Source organism: Ensifer adhaerens, assembly GCF_020035535.1.
Lineage (GTDB): Bacteria > Pseudomonadota > Alphaproteobacteria > Rhizobiales > Rhizobiaceae > Ensifer.
Map to the genome: position 1 here is coordinate 1865244 of NZ_CP083350.1, position 17892 is coordinate 1883135.

Below are 17892 nucleotides of genomic sequence, written 5' to 3' on the forward strand. Positions count from 1 at the left end.
CGATGCACCTCCTCCCGCAGAGCTTCGACAGGCGAACGACCTTCTCCTCCTCCCAAAGGTCGTTTGCGAGATCAGCGCCACTCCTCCTCCTAAGGCTGCTGATCGGTTTTCTAAGAGCCTGCCGCTCCTCCCGCGGCGGGCTCTTTTGTTTTCAACCTCCGCACATGCCCCGAAATGAGCTTGGCGCGGTCCGGCTCTGCGGAACAAAGTGCCCGCCGGATCGTTGAGCCGCCAGGAGGTTTCGATGTCTATCCGTCAGTCGAAATCCAATGTGGAACCGAAAACACCGCGATGGGCGTTTCACCATGGTGCGGGACGTCTCCGTCGGGCAGGAAGCGACGAGGCACGCAGCCGGCCGACCAATGAAGCACAGCAGGCGCAGATCGTCGACGCGGGCGACGGCGGGCTCGTTGCGCCGGACCTTGCAGGCGACCTTGCACCCGATCGCAACCACCAACCGCCTCCGCACGACTATAGCCGTGCTTCGCTCAAACGCGGCAAGCTGCCTGCCGCCCAGAATATGCGCGACGAAGATGGTGCCGGCGGGCCGGTGTGGCTGGCTGTGCTCGGCGATAACACCAGTGAAGCCATGCGACAGTTCATGGGACTGGTTCTTGCATTTATCTTCCTGTCGGCGGTTTTCTTCTGGTTTCTCGCGTAGCGCGACGAGGACGCGCGTAGTGTCCCTCGAAATCTCCGGGCATCGACGATACAGCCGCGGTTGACGAAGGGCGGCGACACCCTAGATAACCGGCGACACCCCGCCTCCTTCCAATGTCAGCGAGCTCATCATGCACTACAGAACCTTCGGCCGTGGCGGCCTTCGCGTTTCCGAAATCGGCTATGGCGCTTGGGGCATCGGCAAGAGCCATTGGCAGGGAGCGCGCGACGACGAATCCGCCCGCGCGCTCAACCGTGCCGTCGATCTCGGCCTCAACTTCATCGATACGGCGCTCGGTTACGGCCAGGGCCACAGCGAAAAGCTGATCGGGGCTTTGTTGCGCGAGCGCTCGGAGACGATCCATGTCGCGACCAAGATCCCGCCGAAGAACATGCAATGGCCCGCCCATGCCGGTACGCCGGCCGAGCAGACCTTTCCGGCCGACCATGTGATCGCCTGCACTGAGACGAGCCTGCGTAACCTCGGCGTCGAGACGATCGACGTGCAGCAGTTCCATGTCTGGTCGGACGAATGGGTCGGTCGCGGCGACTGGCTGGAGGCGGTCGAACGGCTGAAGCGCGACGGCAAGATCCGCTTCTTCGGTGTTTCGATCAACGACTACGAGCCGGACAATGCGCTCCGGCTGATCGAGACCGGCGTCGTCGACAGCGTCCAGGTGATCTACAACATCTTCGAACAGGCGCCGGAAGAAAAGCTGCTGCCCGCGTGCCTCAAGCACAATGTCGGCGTCATCGTCCGTGTGGCGCTCGACGAAGGCGGCCTGACCGGGCAGATCCGTTCCGACACGGTCTTCCCCGAGGGCGATTTTCGCGAGACGTACTTCCGTGGCGAGCGCAAGCGTGAGGTCGAGGAACGCACGCAGAAGATCGTTGAGGACCTGCAGATCGCCCCGGATGCACTTGCCGAAACGGCTCTGCGCTTCGTGCTCAGCCACCCGGCCGTATCGACCGTCATTCCCGGCATGCGCTCGGTCCGTAACGTCGAGCGCAACTGCGCCATCGGCGATGGCCTCGGCTTGCCGGACGCGCAGCGTGCAAAGCTGAGCGCCCACCGCTGGCAGCGCAACTTCTACAGGGATTGAGCAGCCCGGCGGCCATCGGCTGCCTGGCGGCTAAAACACTCCCTCCAAGGGATTCTTGCCGCCGGACGACGGCTCTTTCGGTGCCCTGCGCGTCTGGATGTGCTATCCATATGGTTGCAGGAGCCCGGGGGGCGCCGATGGAACAAAAGCTATCCGTCATCATGGCCGCGGACGTTGCCGGCTATAGCCGGCTGATGGAGCTCGACGAGAAGGGTACGCTTGCGGCCCTGATGGCTCATCGACAGGAGCTTTGGGACCTCGAGGTCGCCGCGCATCGCGGGCGCATCGTCAAGCTCATCGGCGACGGCATGCTGGTGGAATTCCGTGCCGTGGAAGACGCAGTTCTCTGCGCGGTCGAGATCCAGCGGGGAATGCGGAGCAGAAACGCAGGCATAAACGCGGATCGCCGGATAGATTTTCGCATCGGGATCAACATTGGCGACATCCTTTTTGAAGACGGCGACGTCTATGGCGACGGCGTCAATGTGGCGGCGCGCATCGAGGGTCTCGCCAAACCGGGTGGTGTATCCGTCTCCTCCTCGGTCCACGACACCTTGGGCGGTCGCCTGGGCATCCGCTTCGAGGATGCGGGCGAGCAGGCATTGAAGAACATCGGCCGCCCCGTCCACATCTACAATGTCTCCATCGACGCCGCCGGGTCTGGGCCTGCCGCACTCATGGCGCCACCATCACAAGAGGTGCGAGAAAATCCCCCGGTTAAGTCGGGTCGGACGCTTCTCCATGTGTCGCGCTTCGCAAATCTGAGCGGCAATCCGGACCAGGAGTATTTCGCGGCCGGCATAACGCAGGATGTCGTCGCAGCATTGTCGCGCTTCTCCGGGCTGAACGTGATTGTTCGGGTGCCGCGCGTCGAGCCGCAACACCAAGCATCAGCCAGCTACTACACGCTGGAAGGCAGCGTCAGGCGCGGTGGCGACCGTATCCGGGTCAATGCGAGCCTGACGAACGCCACTGGCGAACACATCTGGGCGGAGAAATACGATTTCGAGCTCGTCGACATGTTTGACGTCCAGGACGAGTTGTCCCGCTCGATTCCGGCCGCCTTGAATGTCAAAATCGAAGAAGCTGAACGATACAGGGTTCTCGCCGAGCCGCTCAAAGGGTCGAGCGCCTACGATTTCTATCTGCGTGGTCGACACATTGAAATGAGCCTGAAACCGGATGAGGGCAGGTTGGCGAAGGAGATGTTCCTTGCAGCGATTGACGCTGATCCGGCTTATGCGCGCGGCTATCTGGGGCTGGCCTGGCTGGAGATCCGCAAGCTGAAGTGGAACGAGCGCGTTGACATGGAAACTACGCTCGCCAATGCCTTCGCCTGGGCAAACAAGGCGCTGGAGCGTAGCCCCCGCGACGCCGACGTGCACTGGGCGCTCGGCGTCGTGCACCTCTGGAGGCGCGAGGCTGAGCGGGCCATCGGGTGCTACGAGCGCGGTCGCGAACTGGCGCCCAACAATTGCGATTTGCTCGCGGAGTATTGCGATGCCCTGGGCTATCTCGGTCTTCTTCAAGACGCGATCAGGATCGGAGAGCTGGCCCTGCGGCTGAACCCCAGTCGCCCCGACTGGTATTTCTGGAACGTCGCTGCCGCGAAATATCTCTCGGGCCAATACGCAGAGGCGTTGGCGCTCCTGGAAAAGATGGCCGATCTTGGTTCGGCCTATCGATTGCTCGCCGCAACCTACGCGCAACTCGGGCGGCTGGAGGACGCACGTCGTGCCGCTGCCGAACTCCTGAAGCTCAATCCGGAATTCTCGATCGAACGATACGGTTCTCGCGCACCCTATCGGGATGAGGCCTTGCTCGCGCGTTATGTTGAAGGCCTGCGGCTTGCGGGCTTGCCGGAATGATGCTCGGAGGGGCCGCATCGGCCGCATTCAGTGGGAGGAAAGGCAATGTCGGAAACGGTCAACGTCCGTTACATGGTCGACGACGTGGAGGCGGCGGTCGCCTGGTACACGACCCATCTCGGCTTTTTGTTGCTGTCGAGCTACGCGCCGGCCTTCGCGGATGTCCAGCGCGGTGCGCTACGGCTGCTGCTCAGTGGACCGACGAGTTCGGCCGGCAGGCCGATGCCGGACGGCGAAAAGCCAGCGCCGGGCGGCTGGAACCGCATCCATCTCATCGTCGATGACCTCGACGCCGAAGTGGAGCGGCTGCGCCGCGCCGGTGTCATGTTCCGCAATGACATCGTAACCGGTCCCGGCGGGGCGCAGATCCTGTTGATCGACCCCTCCGGAAATGTCGTCGAGCTGTTTCAGCCGGCGCGACGATAGCGACCGCGCGCGTCCCGGTCGTTGATGCCGCTCGCACCCCTGGGATGCGAGTGCCGCGCCGGGTCTCAGCCGGCGCTGGTGTCGACCACTTCGAAATCGTGCGTGATCGTCGCGGTCTTGGCGAGCATCGCCGAGGCCGAGCAGTATTTTTCGATCGAAAGCGAAACGGCGCGCTCGACCTTGTTGACCGCGAGCCCACGTCCCTTGACGATGAAGTGCATGTGAATGCGGGTAAAGACGCGCGGCTCGGTCTCGGCGCGGTCAGCATCGAGCTCGACGACGCAGTCTTCGACTGGCTCGCGGCCCTTTTCCAGGATGTGCACGACATCATAGGCCGAGCAGCCACCGGTGCCGATCAGCACCAGTTCCATCGGGCTCGGCCCCGGAGTGCGTCCTTCCTCACCGAAGGCGGTACCCAATACGACTTTGTGGCCGCTACCGGATTCTCCGACGAAGGTCCGGTCTTCCACCCATTTGACGCGTGCTTTCATGTGTCTCGTCCTGTTGCAGCTATGCCCCGATCATAGACCAGCGCGGCCGATGATCGCCTGTTCACATAACGTCTCGAAGGGTTTTCGCAAATGGTCCGCTTCCGTTAAAATGGAAAGCCTGCGCCACGCGCGCGAAACCGGCAAGGATTGATCGGATGAACGAGACGACCGGAAATGCGCCTGACAGGTCCGGCGCGGTGGTGCACCCGCCGATCGCCTGGGTGCTGGCGGTGGGTGGCGGCCTCGTGCTTGATCGGCTCTACCCGCTGCCGTTCGTGCCTGCCATGGTGCCCGACGCCTTGGTCGGTGGCATCGTGTTTCTCGCAGGATTGGCGCTGCTCATCTGGGCAGCCATGACCTTCGGCCGTGCGGGAACCGAAATCCAGATCAACCGGCCGACATCGAAAATCGTCGAAATCGGTCCCTACCGCTTTACGCGCAATCCGATCTACACCGGCATGTTCCTGGGCCTGATCGGCTTTTCCATCGTCTTCGACAGCCTCTGGCTGCTGATCCTGCTCGTGCCCTTCTATCTCGTCATCCGCTACGGCGTCGTGGCGCGCGAGGAGGCCTATCTCGAGCGCAAGTTTGGTGATGTCTATCGCGATTACAAGACGCGCGTCAGGCGCTGGCTCTAGACCACGATCGCCCGACACATTTCCGCGTCCCGCTCAAGCCGCGTGAACCTGGCACGCAGCGTTTGAAACCGCCCGCAGCGCTTCGGCAAGCCGCTCGACGTCGCGCGGCAACAGGCCGGCGATGTTGATGCGACCGTTCGATGTTCCGTAAATGCCGAAATCCTCGCGAAGTCGGTTCATCTCGTGCGGGTCGAGTGGCAGCAGCGAGAACAGGCCTTTTTGCCGGCGCAATGCCTGGAACAATTCCGGAGCGCCGCAGGCAGCAAGCGCATCGGCGAGATCTCGACGAATATCGGCGACGCGCCGGCGGCAGGTGTCCAGTTCGGCAAGCCACGTTTTGGGGCTTTCGAGGAGCTGCGCTGCAATCGCGGCGCCGTGCTCCGGCGGCATGGAATAGTTGGCCCGCGTGATCCTCTCCAGCGTGGCGCGAATGTTGGCGAGCGGGCCTCGGTCGGGCGCAATCACCATCGCCGCGCCGCTGCGTTCGCAATAGAGGCCCATGTTCTTGGAGCAGCTTGCAGCGACCAGCACCGTGTCGAGTTCTTTAGCGAAATGGCGCAGGCCCGCGGCGTCCTGTTCGATCCCGTCACCGAAGCCCTGATAGGCCATGTCGATCAGGGGTATCAGTCCCTTGTCCTTGCAAAGGCCGGCAAGCCGGCGCCACTGTTCGGGCGTCGGATCGATACCCGTCGGGTTGTGGCAGCAGCCATGCAGTAGAACGACGTCGCCCGGGCGAGCCTCCGCAAGATCCGCGATGACGGCGTCGAGATCCAGACCAGCATCGTTCTCCTGCCAGCGGAACGTTCGCACGCTGAGGCCTGCGGCTGTCATGATCGGGCGGTGGTTCACATAGCCGGGGTTGGTGTTCCAGATCGTCGCGTATGGCGAGACGAGCGCGATGAAATCCGCAAGGATCCTGAGTGCGCCGGTGCCGCCGACCGTCTGGATCGTGCACTGACGGTCGAGCGCCTCGGCCCCTTCGCCGAGAAGGAGTCTCGACATTCCGTCGTTGAATGTCAGGTTGCCGGACAGGGCTCGGTAGGACTTGGAGACGGCGGCGGCAGCAAGGCGCACTTCCGCAGCCTGAACGGCCTGCATGACCGGAGTTTGGCCCGAAGCATCGCGATAGACGCCGACCACGAGGTCGATCTTGTCGGCCCGACGATCTTGCCGGAACGCATTGATGAGTGCCCATAACGGATCGGGTTCGGCAATTGGCAGAGCTGCGAGCATCATTGGTCCCCTGTCGTATTTGAAACTAGTGGCGGTTTGCCAGGATCACGCCCGTCGTGATGACGAGAATGCCGATGGCGGTAGCAAGAGCCAGCGTCTCGCCGAGGATCGGTATGGCCATCAGGCTTGCAAGCGCCGGCGCCAGCGAGCCGAGCGTTGCGCTCCGGGCGGCGCCGAGCCGCGAGATCGCGAATGCGTAGCCGACCGTCGAGACGAGGCCGACACCGAGCCCCTGGACCAGAACGAAGGGCAGGGCCTGATGCCAGGAGAACTGCCCGATATGGGTGGTGACGGCGCCCGTAAGCAGCAACGGGACGAGGATGACAAGCGAGCCGATGGAGAGCAGCAATCCGTTGCTGATCGCGTCCACTCCGGTACGGCGCAGGCCGATCGTATAGGCGCCCCAGATGAGGCTTGCGATCAGAAGCATGCCGACGCCGCGCAGCGTCTCGGAGGTCACCGCATGTTGCTGTCCGGCGACGATGCCGATGACGCCGGCGAGGATCAGCGCGAGCGGCAGCCAGCGCTTCCTCGGCACGCCCCTACGTTCAAGCAGAAAGGCGACCAATGCGACGGAAAGTGGCGTGGTCCCGGCAACGAGCGCCCCGACATAAGCCGCAGACGTTGCCTTCGCACCCTCGGAGACGATGAAGAAGAACGGCACGCCACCGAGCAAGACGAGGGTTGCATCCACAGGCCTGACCTTGCGAAGCACGGAGAGACGCTGCGGGATCGCCGGCAGAAGGGCGACGATCGGGATGGCGAAACGGATGAGGGCGACGTCGGCGGTGGCGAGCGGCGAAGCCCCGATCGCGCGCATGGTCAGCGCGAAGCCCGCCCACACCAGAACGACGATGGAAAGCACGATGTAGCCGACGGCCGTCGGTGACAGCCATCCGCCTCTTGATTGCTGGAAATCTGACGTCACCTCGGTCATGTGCGGCCTCATCGCTAGGATGGTTCCCATGATATGCTTCTCGCACCGCTGATTTCTTGCTATTTCACCTGCCTATTGCAGAGTATTTGGCAGAATATGCCAGTGAGGAGGGGTAAATGGACGAAAAGGACATGCAGATCATCTGGGCGCTGCAGAAGGATGGCCGCCTTTCCAATCAGGACCTGTCCGAGAAGGTCGCATTGTCTCCATCGCCATGCCTCAGGCGGCTGCGCCTGCTCGAGGAGGCGAAGATCATCAAGGGCTATACGGCGATCGTCGACGAGGAGGCCTATGGCCTGCCGATCACGGCCTTCGTTCGCATCCGGCTGGAGCGCCATTCCGAGGCCTCCGTCGCCGCCTTCGAACGCAAGGTGAGAACGATCGACAACATCCAGGATTGTTATGTCATGACCGGCGAAGCGGACTATCTGCTGCGTGTTCTGGTGACGAGCCTCAAGGACTACGAGCAATTCGTCCGCACCCAGCTGCATAACATCGAGGGCATAGCGGCGATCGACACGAGCTTTGCGTATGGCACGGTCAAGCGGGCGACCGTCTTTCCGCGGCTGTGATCACGGCCAACCAAAGCCGGTTCCGGGCAGCCGTTACGCATCCGGCAGGGTGAACACGGCGCAGGGCGTTGCGATACCACGCAACGGATGCTCGCCGAGCGGCACGAGCGGCGTCGACGTTGCTGCGGCGACGGCGCCGGAGATCAACACAGACCGGCCCAGCGGCCGGCATAGCCCCTCCAGACGACTGACGAGGTTCACCGCCGGGCCGATGGCGGTAAAGTCGAGCCGGTCGGCCGCGCCGATGTTGCCCCAGAGAATCTCTCCGAGATGCAGCGCCACGCCGAAAGTGAGCGGCGGCAACCCCTCGGCCTGCCGTGTCTGATCGAGATGGGCCATGCCGGCGCGCGCGGCGGTGACCGCGCGCAGGGCAGCATCGCATGCATCGACAGGCGAGCCGCTGACGGGAAAAATCGCCAGGACGCCGTCGCCGATGAACTTCAGCACCTCGCCGCCGAAGGCGTGGATCGCGCCGGCCACCCGTTCGAACCAGGCGTCGAGCGTCGCGATCACCAAAGCAGGTTCCGTCGCTTCCGACAGAACCGTGAAATTGCGAAGATCGGCATAGAACAATGCCGCGCGAATGGTCTCGCCGGTCCCGCGCGTGAGCGCCCCGGCGCGAACGCGAGCGGCGCTGCGGCGGCCGAGATAGGCCTCAAGCAGGGCTGCGAGCGCCGCCCGCTCGGCAAGTGCTGCCAGGGGCGCGGCGGCAAAACGCGCGACCCGACGAAGCCGTGCCGTCTCGTCCGGGCCGAAAGCCCGGGTCCCGGCCCAACCGAGGGTCGCCCGGTCGGTGCCCGAGCCGGTCGATTGTTCCAGTACAGGTCCAAGCCCGGCCAACCATTCATGCCCGGCCCGGTCGGAGACCGCGCCCGCAAAGCCGAGGCTCTCTATCACCACGCCTGTCTCGGCGCGCCACAGCCAGGTGCGGCGGGCGATGATCGGGTGCGGCACGGCCAGGGTGAGGGCCCCGCCGGCAAGCGGCAGGTCGTCGGCGACGAGCAGCCGCCCAAGCTCGGACAGGAACCGGTCCGGCTCAGGCGAGGCGCTCGCTTCATCCACGAGCCAGGCGAGGGGCGCAGACAAATCCATGGCGACGAGAATAGCGCTGCGCCCCATTCCGGCAAGGGCCTCGCCTGCATGGTGGCGCCAATGGGCGTGCGGGTCTATGATTGCGGCAGCCCGGGTTCCGTGCTTCACCTCTCCTGAACCGGCGGGCCGGCCAAACAGCAAAGGGAAGACCGATGCAGGAAGCCCTCGTCGTCCGCCGCGAAACGCATATCCAGGCGCCGCGCGCCGCAGTGTTCGCGCTTTTGACTGACCCGGAGAAGATTCTCCGCTGGATGGGAACGCAGGCCGATACCAAGGCAGAGCCTGGCGGTCTTTATCTCGTCAACGTAACCGGAGCGCGTTTCGCCCGCGGGTCTTTTCGTGAAGTGGTGCCGGTGCATCGGCTCGCCTACAGCTTCGGCTGGGAAGGCAGCGAGATCGTTCCACCCGGTTCCAGCCTGATCGAGATCGACCTGATCGAGCAGCCGCCCGGAACCTTGCTGCGTCTCACGCAAACCGGATTGCCCAATTCCGAACAATGCGCCGGGCATGCGGAAGGTTGGGCGCACTACCTGCAACGGCTGGGGCAGGTTGCGTCCGGGCGCGATCCGGGGCCGGATCCCTGGCTCGGCCGCGACGGCAGCAGTAGCAGTTGAAGTCCCGCGGGGCGTTCAGATCGGCAACAACGCGTCCGGCTTCACATCCCCGACCGACGCATAAGTATGCGTCTCCCTGACGCCGGGAAGGGGCAGGATGACCCGCTCGAGAAAATCCTGGAAGAGCGACATGTCGGCAATCCGCGCCTTCACCAGATAGTCGAAGCCTCCGATCACCATGTGGCATTCCAGAACTTCCGGCGCCTTTGCAACCGCCTCGGAGAAGCGCTCGAAGATATGCGGGGCGGTATGATCGAGGCGCACCTGGATGAAGACGACGGTGCCCCGGCCGATCTTCTTCGGATCGAGGATTGCTCGCACGGCCTTCACGTAACCCTCGCGGAAGAGGCGCTTCACGCGCTGGCTCGTGCCCGTTGGCGACAGGCCGACACGCTCTGCCAGCTCCAGTGTGGTCCGCCGGCCATCGTCCTGCAGCAATCTCAGCAAAGTGCGATCGATGGCGTCGAGGCCTGCAATTTCGTTCTTCACGCTATTTGGTCCACGAAAGAGTGATAATCGCTCAGATTCATTGAAATCAGTGTATTTTGATGCAGCCGTTTGCGCAATACGGTGTTTCTGTCGAAGCCGCGGGTAAGGCTTCCGCAATGTGGAGAGACTGGCGTGCAAAGTGCTACAATCGGAGAGGGCGACCGCAGCCGGCGGCTGGCGATATGGGCAGGGGTGGCGGTGGTCGCAATCACCACCTTACAGTTCGTGGCCGCCCGGTTCAGTCTGCGCGAGCATCTGACCGCCGCCGACATCGTCACCTTGCGGTTTTCCGGGGCCGCCCTGGCCTTCCTGCCGGTGTTCCTCAGCGCCGGCTTGCCGAAGTTGACGCAGCTCGGCTGGCGCAAGGCAGCCGTGCTGGCGCTGCTGACGGGGCTGCCCTATCCGCTGATCATCAACCAGGGACTTTCGCTGGCACCGGTCGCACATGCGGCAGCACTCTCTCCCGCCGTGATCGTCTTCTTCTCGTTCCTGTTTTCCCGTCTCGTCTTCAAGGACAAGGCCTCCGGCACGCGGCTTGCTGGCGTTGCCACGGTCATTGCCGGCCTTTTGCTGTTCGTGGTCCAATCGGGAGTTGCTGACGCCGGGACATTGCGCGGTGATCTGTTGTTCGCCGTTTCGGGGTTGATGTTTGCTACCTTTGCGGTGCTGGTGCGGCTATGGTCCGTCGACGCCGTGACGGCGACGATCGCAGTGGTGTTCTTCTCTTGTCTGCCGTTGCCCTTGCTGCACATTCTGGCGCCCAGCGGGCTCGCTGCCGCCTCTTTCACCGAAATTGCCACGCAATTCGTCATCCAGGGATTTCTTGCCGGAGCGCTTGCGAGCGTTCTCTACACCTATGTCATCCGTCAGTTGGGCCCGCAGCCTGCGTCGCTGTTCATGCCGTGCGTCCCGGTGACGACGACCGCGGCGGGGGTCGTCGTTCTCGGCGAAGTTCCGACGCTGCTTCAGGTCGTTGCCATTGCCGTCATCACGTTCGGAATGGTCTTCCCGATCCTGAAAAGGGCGTAGGCCGCGCCGGCGACCGGCCTATTTCTGCGCCTGCACCGCCGGCATCGGTTTGACTGGCGCGCCCGGGAAAATCTTCTGCAGGTTTCCCGCGATCACCTGGTCGCCCTCCGAAACCCCTGACGTCACCCCGATAAGGTCGCCGCTCGCCGGGCCAAGGGAGACTAGCCGTTGTTCGACCGTGTCGCCTTTGCCGACGACATAGACGTATTTGCCGAGCTGACTGGAGCCGAGCGCCGTTTCCGGGACCATCAGCACGTTCTGCTCGTCCCTGATCTTCAGCCGCACGCGCACATATTGGCCGGGCAGCAGGGAGAGATCGGTGTTGTCGATCGTCACGCGCGCCACGACCGTTCCGGTGTTGCCTTCGACGGTGTTGTTGATGAAGCTGAGGTCGCCGCGGTAGCGTGGCTCCTTGTCGCCGGGCAGAAGCACTTCGGCCTCGACCTTGCCCTTCGCCCGGGCCTTCTGGATGTCCGCGAGCTCGGATTCGCTCGGGTTGAAGGAAACATAGATCGGCGAAAGCTGTACCAGGTTGTTGAGCGGGGTGCCGGTCGTATTGCTGACCAGCGTGCCCTCCGGCGCCAGGTTGCGTCCCAGCCGGCCGGCGAAGGGAGCGTGGATCTCGGTGTAATCGAGATTGATCTCGGCGGTGCGGACCGCCGCCTGCGACATCGCCAGCGCGGCCTCCGCCTGGTGGACAGCGCTCTGGCGCTGGTCGAAGCTGTCCTTGTTGAGATAGCCTGTGGTCGCAAGCTCGTTGCCGCGCGTCAGACTGGAGCGAAGATAGATGAGCGATGCTTCGTCGCGTTCGACTTGCGCCTTCGCCTGATCGAGTTGCGCCCGGTAGTCGCGTGCGTCGATCCGGTAAAGAAGATCGCCCTGCTTCACATCCGAACCGTCAGATGCGGCCTGTGACGCGATGTAGCCCGTGATCTTGGCGCGAAGCGTGACGTTACGGATCGCCTCGGTCCGGGCCGAATAGTCGAGATAGATCGGGATCGTCTGCTTGACGACCGCTGCGACCGGAACCGGCATGGCCTGCTGCGGTGGCCCCACCGCGGCGCCGGCATCGCCGCCTTTGAGCTCAAAGCCGCCGTTCTTGTAATGATAGGCTGCAGCGAAGGCGGCGATCACGACCGCTGCGGCAAGGACCAGTCTCGAACCACGCATGTCAGGCTCCAATTCCTATTCCGCCGCCTCCGGCTCCCGCTGGCCGATTGGCCTGGAGGACGTACCCTCGCGCCATTGTTCGATGACCGCGTAGAACACCGGGACGAAAATGAGAGTTAGAATGGTTGCCGCCAACATGCCGCCGAAGACGGTGGTGCCGATCGACTGGCGGCTGGCCGCGCCCGCGCCCCTGGCGTACATCAGCGGCAGCACACCGAGGATGAAGGCGAAGGCCGTCATCAGGATCGGCCGAAGGCGCAGGCGGGCTGCTTCCGCGGCCGCAGCCACCACATCCAGGCCTTCCTCGCGCCGTCGCCTTGCGAACTCGACGATCAGGATGGCGTTCTTGGCGGCAAGTCCTACCAGCATCACGAAACCGATCTGCGAATAGACGTCGATCTGCATACCGCGCAGCCACAGCGCCGATAGCGCGCCCAAAAGCGCGAGCGGCACCGAAAGCAGCACCATGAACGGCATCGACCAGCTTTCATACTGGGCGGCCAGGATGAGGAAGCAGAAGACGAGGGCGAGCGCAAAGACAAGCGCGGCGATCGAGCCTGCCCGGATCTCCTGATAGGTAATGCCGGTCCACTCGAATGTGTAGTCCCGCGGCAGCGTTGTGCGGGCCACGCGCTCCATCGCCGCCACCGCCTGGCTCGAGCTGAAGCCGGGTGCTGCCGCGCCGTTGATCAGCGCCGAAGGGTAGTTGTTATAGTGGGTGATTGTCTCCGGACCGACCGTTGGCTTGAACGTCCCGAGCGTATTGAGCGGCACCATTTCGCCTTGGGTGTTGCGCACATAGAGGCGTGAAAGATCGGTCGCCGAGGCCCGCGCGCCCTGGTCCGCCTGCAGCGTCACCCGGAAGGTGCGGCCGAAGAGATTGAAGTCATTGACATAGAGCGAGCCGAAATAGATCTGCAGCGTGTTGAAGATGTCCGGCAGGCTCAGGCCCAACAGCTTCGCCTTGTCACGGTCGAGATCATAGTTGAATTGCGGGCTCGACGTGCTGAAGGTGGTGAAGAGCTGATAGGGATTGATCTCTGGCTGCTTGCGCGCCTCGGCAATCAGCGCCTGGGTCGTGTCACTCAGGGCTTGCGCGCTGCGCCCGGCGAGGTCTTCGACCTGAAATTCGAAGCCGCCAGTTGCACCGAGCCCCTGGATCGACGGCGGATCGAAGGCGAGCACCAGCGCATCCGGGATTTGCAGGAGTTGCGGGGTGACGGCCTGACGTAGTGCCGAGGCGCCCTGTTCCGGCGGTCGCTCGTCCCATGGCTTCAGGACGGCAAATTGCACGGCCGAGTTCGACTGGGCGGCAAAAGACAGGAAATTGAAGCCGACGACGGAGCCGACGAAATCGACGCCCGCGGTACCGCGAAGGATTTCTTCGGATCGCCGCGCGACCGCCTCGGTGCGTTCGAGTGAGGCGCCGTCGGGCAGTTGGATGACGACGAAGAAATAGCCCTGGTCTTCCACCGGCAGGAAGGTTGAGGGGATGCGCTGCCACAGCGCATAGGTCGACCCGACGGCGAGCAGGAACAGAGCAAACAGCGCCCAGTGCCAGCGAACGAGCCCGGCGACGCTGCGGGCATAGGCATGTGACAGCGCATGGAAGCCGCTGTTGAACAAGCGGAAGGGGGCAAAGCGCGGCTCGCCGCGGTAACGCAGGAATGCGGCGCTGAGTGCGGGACTGAGGGTCAGCGAGTTGAAGGCGGAGAAGGCGACCGAGATTGCGACCGTCAGCGCGAACTGGTTGTAGAGGCTGCCGGCGACGCCCGGAATGAAGGCGACAGGGATGAAAACGGCGAGCAGAACGGCTGTCGTCGCTATGATCGGGCCGGTCACCTCCTGCATGGCCTTTTTGGTGGCGGCAAGTGGCGGCAGGCCGGCCTCGAGCTGGCGTTCGACGTTTTCGACGACGACGATCGCATCATCGACCACGAGACCGATAGCGAGCACCATGCCGAGCAGGCTCAGCATGTTCAGCGAGAAGCCGAGCAGATACATGACGACCAGCGTTGCGATCAGCGAGACCGGAATGGCGATGGTCGGGATGATCGTGGTGCGCAGGTTCTGCAGGAAGATGAAGACGACGAAGACCACGAGGGCGAGCGCCTCCAGCAGCGTATAGACGACATCCTTCATCGCCGCCGAGACGAAACGCGTGGTGTCGTAGAACATGTGGTAGGCGATGCCCGTGGGGAAACGCTGCGACAGCTCGTCCATCTTCGCCTGCACCCGGCTCTGCAGGTCGAGTGCGTTGGAACCCGGCGCCTGGAAGACGGCAAGGACCACGCTTTCCTTGCCGTTGAAGGTGACGGAGGACGAATAGAGCAGTGCGCCGAGTTCGATCCGCGCGACGTCGCGCAATCTGGTCGTCGCCCCGGTCGTCTGGTCGGCTCGAAGCACGATGTCGCCGAACTGCGAGGGATCGCTCAGGCGCCCGAGTGCGTTGATCTGCATCTCGAAGGGCGTTCCTGCCGGCGCCGGCGATTGCCCGATCTTGCCGCCCGCGACCTGGATGTTCTGTTCGGCTATGACGTTCTGGACGTCGACGGCGGTAATGCCGAGATTGGCCATGCGGTCCGGATCGAGCCAGACGCGCATCGAATAGCGGCGCTCCCCGAAGAGCTGGACGTCGCCGACGCCCGGCAGACGTTTCAGCGGATCGAGGATCTGCAGGTAGGCGTAGTTGCTGACCGAGGCGAAATCGACCGAATTGTCTGGCGAATCCAGGCTGACGAGCACGGTGAAGTTCGGGATCTGCTTGGCGATGGTGACGCCGGTCTGGTTGACGAGCGCGGGAAGCGAGGAGGCGGCCTGCGATACGCGGTTTTGCACGTCGAGCGCCGCAACGTCGATCGGGTAACCAACTTCGAAGGAAATGATGATCCGCGACGAGCCGTCGTTCGAACTCGTCGAGGTCATGTAGAGCATGCCCGGCACGCCGTTGATCTGCTGCTCGAGCGGGGTCGTCACCGTATCGGCCACCACCTGGGCGCTGGCGCCGGGATAGTTGGCGGCAACCACGATCTGTGGCGGCGTCACGTCGGGAAACTGCGAGATCGGCAGCAGGAAATAGCAGATGCCGCCGGCGAGCGTCATGATGATCGCGATGGCCGATGCGAAGATCGGCCGGTGAATGAAGAAGTCGATCATGGCGGGATCGATCCTTGTGAGGTGTTGCCACCGTGGCGGGCGGCAAAGCGGAGCATTTCGAAACCGGGCATGCGCACGCGCGCCGCGCGGACCTTGCAGCCAGCGACGTTCACCTCAGCCTTCAGCCCATCCAGCCTGCGCATCGTAAGGCTCCAGCACGAGATCATGATGGGCCAAGACGACCCTAATCACGAGCGTTATCGAATCTTAAAAAGTCACTGCGGTGTGCGCTCTGGCTAAAAGACGCCTGATGAGCGCGCCCACCGACACTGCGCCAGAAATTTTTCTGCGGTTACCGCCATATCCGGAAAGGCCTTCGCGGCAAGCGACTACGCCTCGATGTGCCGCGCTGGCGAAAATGTTACTGGTCGGTAACATCGTCGTATGTTATCGACCAATGACAGGGCGTCAAGGGGCAAGATTTTCCACGCCACCCACGCCGGGCCAATGTGATGACAACGGATACCTGCAAGCCATCCCGTCGTTCGCCGCGCGAGCGCATCGTCGAGGCCGCGCGTGACCTCTTCCGTCGCCACGGCATTCGCGGAACCGGCGTCGATGCGATCGCCGATGCCGCCGACAGCAACAAGATGACGCTCTACCGCCACTTCAATTCGAAGGATGAGCTGATCGTCGAATGCCTGCGCCATGCGGGAATGGAGATGGATGGCTTCTGGCGCGAGCTGGAAGACGCGCACCCTGGTGACGGGTTGGGGCAGCTGAGGGCCTGGGTTCGGCGGATCGCCGAGCATCTCGGTGACGACAAGTGCCAATGCGAAATGATGAGCGCCGCTGCGCAGCTGACCGATGAGGATCATCCCGGGCGCTCGCTGATCCGCATGTTCAAGGACGCGCAACGCGATCGCGTCGTCGAGCTTTGCCGCAGGGCCGGCGTCGCCAATGCGGAAATGCTCGGCGACACGCTGCTGCTTTTGATCGAGGGCGCGCGCGCCGCTCAGCAAAGCAGCGGCGCCGAAGGGCCGAGCGCCCGCTTTGCGGAGATCGCCGATGCGGCGATCCTGTCCTTTGCCGGCAGTCGTGCCAAGTAGCGGCGCGCGTCTCTCAGCGCTCGGCCGGCCAGTCCGGATGATGGCTATCGATCACGAACATATGGGTGTGCCGATGGCCGCTGCCGACGCGCGTTGCGCCGGCAAGATGGGGGTGATCGTCAGCAAGTGCATGATGCACGTGCTCGATTTCGTCGGGATCCTGCGCCGGCCAGAGCCGGGTCGCCGCGAGGATGGCGCCGACGGCGATGAGGCCAAGCACCGTGAAGGTCATGGGCATGCCGACAGTGGCGCCGAGCCATCCGGCAAGCGGATAGGTGATCAGCCAGCAGGCATGCGACAGGGCGAACTGCGCGGCGAACAGCGCCGGCCGGTCCTCCTGACGTGACGATCGGCGCAGCAGCCGGCCGGATGGCGTCTGCGCCAGCGAATAGCCGAGGCCGATGGCGAGCCACAGCGGCAGCAACGAGACGAAGCTGGGGACAAGAGCGCCGATGAACAGGCCGGCGGTCAGGATCGTCGCACCCGAAAACATGGCGACGCGATCAGGAGTCCTGTCGAGCAGGCGCGGCAACAGCAGCGCGGCGATCATCGAGCCGCAGCCGAAGGCGGCGAGTGCGATAGCTGTGTCGGTCTGGGTAAGTCCGAATCTTGACTGGACCAACACCACTGTGTTGACGATGACCATCGATCCTGCCGCGGACACCGCGAGGTTGAGCGCCAGCAGCCCGCGCAGGCGCGGCGTCGCGAGATAGATACGCAGGCCCCCGGTCGTCCGGTCGTAAATCCCGCGGTGTTCGGCAGGCTTCGGGCTCGGTAGCAGGACCGAGAGGACGAGGGCGGCCGAAGCGAGGAAGCCGATGACCGTGCCGGCAAACAGGCTGTGGAAGTTGATGATCGTCAGCAAGGCAGCGGCCAGCATCGGGCTTGCGACGCTTTCTAGATCATAGGCGAGCCGCGAGAGCGACAGGGCGCGGGTGTATTCCTTTTCGTCCGGCAGCACGTCCGGAATGGTCGCCTGGAAGGTCGGGGTGAACGCGGCAGAGGCCGACTGCAGCACGAAGATCAGCAGGTAGACCTGCCAGATCTCGGTCACGAACGGCAGGAAGAGCGCGACGGCGGCGCGCACCAGATCGAGGCAGACGAGCATAGCCCGACGCGGAAGGCGTTCGGCGAAGGCGGCGGCGACCGGCGCCACCCCCACATAGGCGATCATCTTGATCGCCAGCGCCGTGCCGAGCACCGCGCCCGCTTCGGCGCCGGCCAGATCATAGGCGAGAAGCCCGAGCGTGACGGTCGCAAGACCGGTTCCGATCAGCGCGATCACCTGTGCCAGGAACAGATGGCGATACGTCCGGTTTGCAAGGATCTGCAGCATGATGTTGGGGCTCGCTCGGTGGCTGTCGG

18 protein-coding genes are annotated in these 17892 nt (G+C 63.7%); 9 read left to right on the top strand and 9 right to left on the bottom strand.

Annotation, left to right across the window (positions count from 1 at the left end; translation table 11 throughout):
- Window positions 1-244 precede the first annotated feature (244 nt).
- The 4 genes from LAC81_RS28790 to LAC81_RS28805 all read left to right on the top strand — a co-directional run bounded on the left by LAC81_RS28790 (window position 245) and on the right by LAC81_RS28805 (window position 4057).
- On the top strand, window positions 245-661 hold the full coding sequence (locus tag LAC81_RS28790; protein WP_223728092.1) for a hypothetical protein: 417 nt from the start codon (window positions 245-247) through the stop codon (window positions 659-661).
- A gap of 130 nt (window positions 662-791) precedes the next feature.
- Window positions 792-1763, top strand: coding sequence for an aldo/keto reductase (locus tag LAC81_RS28795; protein WP_223728093.1), 972 nt, complete (start codon window positions 792-794; stop codon window positions 1761-1763).
- 137 nt (window positions 1764-1900) lie between these two features.
- On the top strand, window positions 1901-3631 hold the full coding sequence (locus LAC81_RS28800; protein WP_223728094.1) for an adenylate/guanylate cyclase domain-containing protein: 1731 nt from the start codon (window positions 1901-1903) through the stop codon (window positions 3629-3631).
- Between the two features lie 45 nt (window positions 3632-3676).
- Window positions 3677-4057 (top strand): VOC family protein, encoded by a 381-nt coding sequence (locus LAC81_RS28805; RefSeq protein ID WP_223728095.1) that lies wholly within the window; start codon window positions 3677-3679, stop codon window positions 4055-4057.
- A gap of 65 nt (window positions 4058-4122) precedes the next feature.
- On the opposite strand, the gene LAC81_RS28810 is transcribed toward LAC81_RS28805, so the two are convergent.
- Window positions 4123-4548, bottom strand: coding sequence for an OsmC family protein (locus LAC81_RS28810; protein ID WP_060604512.1), 426 nt, complete (start codon window positions 4546-4548; stop codon window positions 4123-4125).
- A 155-nt stretch (window positions 4549-4703) separates the two neighbouring features.
- Between LAC81_RS28810 and LAC81_RS28815 the strand changes: the two genes are divergently transcribed.
- The gene (locus tag LAC81_RS28815; RefSeq protein WP_113539825.1) at window positions 4704-5186 is read left to right on the top strand and encodes a methyltransferase family protein; all 483 of its coding nucleotides are present in this window, start codon (window positions 4704-4706) and stop codon (window positions 5184-5186) included.
- Window positions 5187-5219: 33 nt separating this feature from the next.
- Here the strand turns inward: LAC81_RS28815 and LAC81_RS28820 are convergent, their stop codons facing one another.
- Together LAC81_RS28820 and LAC81_RS28825 are read right to left on the bottom strand one after the other, a co-directional pair.
- A complete protein-coding gene (locus tag LAC81_RS28820; protein WP_223728096.1) occupies window positions 5220-6419 on the bottom strand; it encodes an aromatic amino acid transaminase in 1200 nt (399 codons plus the stop codon).
- A gap of 25 nt (window positions 6420-6444) precedes the next feature.
- Window positions 6445-7386 carry a DMT family transporter gene (locus LAC81_RS28825; RefSeq protein ID WP_223728097.1) on the bottom strand — a complete coding sequence of 314 codons (942 nt, stop codon included), beginning with the start codon at window positions 7384-7386 and terminating at the stop codon, window positions 6445-6447.
- Between the two features lie 86 nt (window positions 7387-7472).
- Between LAC81_RS28825 and LAC81_RS28830 the strand changes: the two genes are divergently transcribed.
- Window positions 7473-7928: an Lrp/AsnC family transcriptional regulator gene (locus LAC81_RS28830; RefSeq protein ID WP_057255347.1), complete on the top strand. Its 456-nt coding sequence runs from the start codon at window positions 7473-7475 to the stop codon at window positions 7926-7928.
- 33 nt (window positions 7929-7961) lie between these two features.
- Here LAC81_RS28830 and LAC81_RS28835 read toward each other — a convergent pair whose 3' ends face one another.
- The gene (locus LAC81_RS28835; RefSeq protein WP_223730348.1) at window positions 7962-9020 is read right to left on the bottom strand and encodes an adenylate/guanylate cyclase domain-containing protein; all 1059 of its coding nucleotides are present in this window, start codon (window positions 9018-9020) and stop codon (window positions 7962-7964) included.
- A 152-nt stretch (window positions 9021-9172) separates the two neighbouring features.
- Between LAC81_RS28835 and LAC81_RS28840 the strand changes: the two genes are divergently transcribed.
- Complete coding sequence (locus tag LAC81_RS28840) at window positions 9173-9634, top strand: SRPBCC family protein (protein WP_223728098.1); 462 nt, start codon at window positions 9173-9175, stop codon at window positions 9632-9634.
- 15 nt (window positions 9635-9649) lie between these two features.
- Here LAC81_RS28840 and LAC81_RS28845 read toward each other — a convergent pair whose 3' ends face one another.
- Window positions 9650-10123, bottom strand: coding sequence for an Lrp/AsnC family transcriptional regulator (locus LAC81_RS28845; RefSeq protein WP_419195864.1), 474 nt, complete (start codon window positions 10121-10123; stop codon window positions 9650-9652).
- 132 nt (window positions 10124-10255) lie between these two features.
- On the opposite strand from LAC81_RS28845, the gene LAC81_RS28850 reads away from it, so the two are divergent.
- Window positions 10256-11152, top strand: a complete 897-nt coding sequence (locus tag LAC81_RS28850) for a DMT family transporter (RefSeq protein ID WP_223728099.1) — start codon at window positions 10256-10258, stop codon at window positions 11150-11152.
- An 18-nt stretch (window positions 11153-11170) separates the two neighbouring features.
- On the opposite strand, the gene LAC81_RS28855 is transcribed toward LAC81_RS28850, so the two are convergent.
- From LAC81_RS28855 to LAC81_RS28865, 3 genes are read right to left on the bottom strand one after another with little or no spacing between them, the layout of a single operon-like run.
- The gene (locus LAC81_RS28855; protein WP_223728100.1) at window positions 11171-12322 is read right to left on the bottom strand and encodes an efflux RND transporter periplasmic adaptor subunit; all 1152 of its coding nucleotides are present in this window, start codon (window positions 12320-12322) and stop codon (window positions 11171-11173) included.
- A 15-nt stretch (window positions 12323-12337) separates the two neighbouring features.
- The gene (locus LAC81_RS28860; RefSeq protein WP_223728101.1) at window positions 12338-15478 is read right to left on the bottom strand and encodes an efflux RND transporter permease subunit; all 3141 of its coding nucleotides are present in this window, start codon (window positions 15476-15478) and stop codon (window positions 12338-12340) included.
- Window positions 15475-15621, bottom strand: coding sequence for a hypothetical protein (locus LAC81_RS28865; RefSeq protein ID WP_223728102.1), 147 nt, complete (start codon window positions 15619-15621; stop codon window positions 15475-15477). Before LAC81_RS28865 ends, LAC81_RS28860 begins: the two co-directional genes overlap by 4 nt.
- 309 nt (window positions 15622-15930) lie before the next feature.
- Between LAC81_RS28865 and LAC81_RS28870 the strand changes: the two genes are divergently transcribed.
- Complete coding sequence (locus LAC81_RS28870; protein WP_223728103.1) at window positions 15931-16527, top strand: TetR/AcrR family transcriptional regulator; 597 nt, start codon at window positions 15931-15933, stop codon at window positions 16525-16527.
- Between the two features lie 13 nt (window positions 16528-16540).
- On the opposite strand, the gene LAC81_RS28875 is transcribed toward LAC81_RS28870, so the two are convergent.
- Window positions 16541-17863, bottom strand: coding sequence for an MFS transporter (locus tag LAC81_RS28875; protein WP_223728104.1), 1323 nt, complete (start codon window positions 17861-17863; stop codon window positions 16541-16543).
- Window positions 17864-17892: the final 29 nt, after the last annotated feature.

Coding starts and splice junctions, on each gene's coding strand:
- LAC81_RS28875 (WP_223728104.1), bottom strand. CDS start 17,863: ATGCTGCAGATCCTTGCAAACCGGACGTATCGCCATCTGTTCCTGGCA.
- LAC81_RS28815 (WP_113539825.1), top strand. CDS start 4,704: ATGAACGAGACGACCGGAAATGCGCCTGACAGGTCCGGCGCGGTGGTG.
- LAC81_RS28830 (WP_057255347.1), top strand. CDS start 7,473: ATGGACGAAAAGGACATGCAGATCATCTGGGCGCTGCAGAAGGATGGC.
- LAC81_RS28835 (WP_223730348.1), bottom strand. CDS start 9,020: ATGGATTTGTCTGCGCCCCTCGCCTGGCTCGTGGATGAAGCGAGCGCC.
- LAC81_RS28840 (WP_223728098.1), top strand. CDS start 9,173: ATGCAGGAAGCCCTCGTCGTCCGCCGCGAAACGCATATCCAGGCGCCG.
- LAC81_RS28865 (WP_223728102.1), bottom strand. CDS start 15,621: ATGCGCAGGCTGGATGGGCTGAAGGCTGAGGTGAACGTCGCTGGCTGC.
- LAC81_RS28790 (WP_223728092.1), top strand. CDS start 245: ATGTCTATCCGTCAGTCGAAATCCAATGTGGAACCGAAAACACCGCGA.
- LAC81_RS28810 (WP_060604512.1), bottom strand. CDS start 4,548: ATGAAAGCACGCGTCAAATGGGTGGAAGACCGGACCTTCGTCGGAGAA.
- LAC81_RS28870 (WP_223728103.1), top strand. CDS start 15,931: ATGACAACGGATACCTGCAAGCCATCCCGTCGTTCGCCGCGCGAGCGC.
- LAC81_RS28800 (WP_223728094.1), top strand. CDS start 1,901: ATGGAACAAAAGCTATCCGTCATCATGGCCGCGGACGTTGCCGGCTAT.
- LAC81_RS28805 (WP_223728095.1), top strand. CDS start 3,677: ATGTCGGAAACGGTCAACGTCCGTTACATGGTCGACGACGTGGAGGCG.
- LAC81_RS28860 (WP_223728101.1), bottom strand. CDS start 15,478: ATGATCGACTTCTTCATTCACCGGCCGATCTTCGCATCGGCCATCGCG.
- LAC81_RS28825 (WP_223728097.1), bottom strand. CDS start 7,386: ATGGGAACCATCCTAGCGATGAGGCCGCACATGACCGAGGTGACGTCA.
- LAC81_RS28820 (WP_223728096.1), bottom strand. CDS start 6,419: ATGCTCGCAGCTCTGCCAATTGCCGAACCCGATCCGTTATGGGCACTC.
- LAC81_RS28795 (WP_223728093.1), top strand. CDS start 792: ATGCACTACAGAACCTTCGGCCGTGGCGGCCTTCGCGTTTCCGAAATC.
- LAC81_RS28855 (WP_223728100.1), bottom strand. CDS start 12,322: ATGCGTGGTTCGAGACTGGTCCTTGCCGCAGCGGTCGTGATCGCCGCC.